Annotated in this window: 3 protein-coding genes; 2 read left to right on the forward strand and 1 reads right to left on the reverse strand. The window is 42.3% G+C overall.

The genetic code is table 11. The annotated features are described in order from the left end of the window. Positions 1-448: 448 nt before the first annotated feature. Positions 449-703: a hypothetical protein gene (locus LX24_RS14635; RefSeq protein ID WP_166512867.1), complete on the reverse strand. Its 255-nt coding sequence runs from the start codon at positions 701-703 to the stop codon at positions 449-451. Positions 704-1,721: 1,018 nt separating this feature from the next. On the opposite strand from LX24_RS14635, the gene LX24_RS14645 reads away from it, so the two are divergent. Together LX24_RS14645 and LX24_RS14650 are read left to right on the forward strand one after the other, a co-directional pair. Next, positions 1,722-2,306: a restriction endonuclease subunit S gene (locus LX24_RS14645; RefSeq protein ID WP_166512868.1), complete on the forward strand. Its 585-nt coding sequence runs from the start codon at positions 1,722-1,724 to the stop codon at positions 2,304-2,306. 9 nt (positions 2,307-2,315) lie between these two features. Then, entirely contained in the window at positions 2,316-3,533 is a 1,218-nt protein-coding gene (locus LX24_RS14650) for a type I restriction-modification system subunit M (RefSeq protein ID WP_207706634.1), read from the forward strand. Positions 3,534-3,622 lie beyond the last annotated feature (89 nt).

Below are 3,622 nucleotides of genomic sequence, written 5' to 3' on the forward strand. Positions count from 1 at the left end.
AGTTTAGCAAATTTTAGCGGTATTAAAATAGAGGCAATCTGTTCTAATGTGCAAATAAGCGCCTGCTTCATGCGGAAATAATGCGCTTATTTACATGCAGGCAAAAGGTATAAAATAATTATACCTCTTATCCAGGTATTGGTACCCCGCCATAATAGGTAAATGCCTCTACATATCCTGTAAAGAAGGCTTCTTGCTTTTGGTGGGGGAAGGCCATAACAAGCGGCCGGCGGCTGCTAGTCATGCGCATGCAAAATAGCTGTACTTCGGTGTACTCGCGATCAAGATAAACATACGCGTTTCCCCAGTCGTACTGGGCGTTGGTACCGGGCTCGAAAGCCAACGGTATGTAGGTTTCTTTCTCCGCCTAGCGCAGTTCGGCCACAACCCGGCGGACGCTAGATTCGCTACCTTTACAGTCATGTTCCTCCACCAGCCGGTTAAAGATTCACCGAGCAGTGTAGCGTTGTTTGGTAGGATACTGTTTTTCCTCCTGGAGCCACTGTTTAATGATTGGCCGGATATGGCTGGTTACCGGTTTAGGTTTGGGGCGGGTGAGGTTGTACTTGGGCTCATCACTATCCACCAGGGCTTTGCGCACGGTTTTTCTGGACATCTTTAATTCACGGGCTATCCAGCGAATAGATTTCTGTTGCTTAAAGTAGAGTCTTCTGATAATCTCTTTATTGACCACACTGATCATTTCCTTTCCTCCTGTTCGCTGCGGTTTGTCCCACCTACAGCTTACAGGAAATTTTGATCAGGGTGGTCCCATTTTTTCGTGCGCACGGGGCTTGTAGTGGTCCCCTTTTAGATTAGCAAAAATACTTTTATAGATCCCGCTACTAAAAACAGAAGTATAAGTAATGGCGCCTGAGCTTTTACATGGCCTTTTTGCTAATTGCCCCATTGAACGGTAAAAATTATTGATTAACTATTATTTCCAATCTTGTGGTTAAACAATCACTCTTATTTTTGATTGAAGTTTTGGGTAAGATTGCTAATCCAATGAAACCGGCATGGCAGATGAGGTGAAATGCAGCGCTTGGTTTATCTTAGGTTAGGCTCATCTGCAAACAGAGGGTCAATGTAGAATACGAACGGGACATTGAACTGGCCTTTTCTGTCCAGATAGATAGTATGAACCGTTATAGTAGGTTTTGTTAGGGTAGGAACTGAGAGGTTCGCTCTGATTTAGCGAGGTTCTTGAGCATGGTGCGCACGTATTTAACGGTTTTACTTTCTCTGGGCAGTTCCTTGATGGTTTTTGTCCATAGTGTTTTGCATAAATAGTCAGCTGCTTTTATTGTAAGTTATAACCATTTACACAAAACTTTTTACGTTCTCTTATTTAAAGTTATACCAAGAGCCTTCGTGGAAAACCACGGGGGTTTTTGCATGCTTGAAATTAGGTGCTCCCTGTGCCCTTTTATATAGAACAAGATGAATTTTTCCACGATATTGAAAACACATCTCATGCTTTTGTTCTGGCTTGTTTGCTGGATCAGCAGATTGCCCATCCAGCCTTTTTCAATTTCAACTTCCTTCCTTATGCTGTCAATAAAAAAGGTTAACCTGCTATCGATCTATTAAATACATCTACGGCTCATAGTTGGAAGAAAAATTTAAAAAGTAATTGACGAAAGACAATTGCTGTTATATGTTATATTTAACAATTCAGACCGACGTATTAAAAATTAAATTTAACAAGGAAGTGTAGCATGTACCTCGGTGAAATTGCTCGAATTAGAATGGGGCTTGTGCTTTCCAGGAAAAAGGCTGAAATAGACTTGGAAGCTGTAGCGGAATATCCAATAATAACCCTTAAAAACATACAGGAAGACGGTACGTTTACAGAGGATCTCGTCGAGAGCTTTAAGAGCAAGGAAATCATTGGCAATGATTTTTTCGCCCGTGAGGGAAATATTCTTGTTCGACTTAGTCATCCCAATACAGCGGTGTTGATAGAAAAGAAACAAGAAGGACTGCTGGTTCCTTCTTATTTTGCCAACATTGAAATTCATAACTTATCAGTACTACCAGGTTATGTTGCGTGGTTCTTGAACACCGGTAAAGTGAAGAATGAATTATTAAAGTTTCAGACAGGAACCAATATCCCAAGCACGAACAAGCAGATTTTGGAACAAATACAGATTCCCAAACTGGATTTAGATAAACAGCAAAAGATTATAAAAATACAACAATTATATAGAGAAGAAAAGCATTTGTATCAAAAACTCATGGCCGAAAAGGAAAGGTTTTATAAGGCGATTGCTTACTCAATCATAAAAATGCACGAAGAGTGAGGGTGAAACATGGAAAAAACAAAACAAGATTATATAAATTCGGTTCTTTGGCAGGCTTGCGACACTTTCAGGGGGAAAATTGACTCTAGCATTTACAAGGATTATGTGCTGGTCATGCTGTTTGTGAAATATCTGAGCGATACATACAAAGAGAGGCTTGAGGAACATACTAAGCGGTATAACGGGGATCAGAAATGGATAAAGCGGGCAATGTCCAGGGAACGGTTTATCCTCGATGAATTCTCCACGTTTGACTATATATACAGTGAACGGAACGATCCCGAAATCGGCGAGATTATTAACAAAGCACTGGAACATATGGAAAATGAAAATACGGGGAAATTACGGGGCGTATTCCGCAATATTGACTTCAACTCCGAAGCGATTCTGGGTAAGACGAAAGAACGAAACGCGATGTTAAAGACGCTTCTGGAGGATTTTGCCAAGCTGGATCTGCGGCCCTCGGTGCTTGAGGATGAGGATATTATCGGGAATTCGTATCAATACATGATCAACATGTTTGCCAGTGATGCTGGCAAAAAAGGCGGAGAGTTTTTTACGCCACCAGAAGTATCCGAACTGCTGGCAAGACTGATGAAACCTCAAGAAAATGATCGTATTTATGACCCCACTTGCGGTTCTGGTTCCCTTCTAATCCGGGTGGTAAGACAAGTGTCGAGCCGAAAAGTGGCGGTATACGGCCAGGAACGAAACGGCCAGACTCACTCCCTGGCATTGATGAACATGTATCTGCATGGGATTGATGATGCCAAAATCGAATGGGGCGATACCCTGGCCAATCCGCTTCATTTGGAAGACGGAAAACTGATGAAGTTCCAGGTGATCGTTGCCAATCCCCCGTTCTCGCTTGACAAATGGGCGATGGGCTTCGCAGGGGAAGGGAGTAACAACGAAAAGTATAAAATGGAAGCAAGCCTGGATCTCCATGGTCGATTTGCTTGGGGAGTGCCGCCCGCATCCAAAGGTGATTATGCTTTTGTCCTGCATATTATCTATTCGCTGGCGGAAAACGGGAGAGCAGCGGTGATTCTTCCCCATGGCGTGCTGTTTAGGGGAGCAAGTGAAGGAAAAATACGGAAAGCAATTATTAAACACAATTTACTGGATGCCGTTATCGGGTTGCCTGAAAACTTGTTCTTTGGAACAGGCATTCCCGCTTGCGTGATGGTGTTCAAGAAGAACCGCAAGAGAAACGATATTTTGTAGATTCTCATTTTCAATTATCCAAAACCCCCGCTATTTTATCACATTGAACAATCTGCACCCGGTGTCAATACTAAAATAAACTGCAAAAA

It is taken from the genome of Desulfallas thermosapovorans DSM 6562, from assembly GCF_008124625.1.
Lineage (GTDB): Bacteria > Bacillota > Desulfotomaculia > Desulfotomaculales > Desulfallaceae > Sporotomaculum > Sporotomaculum thermosapovorans.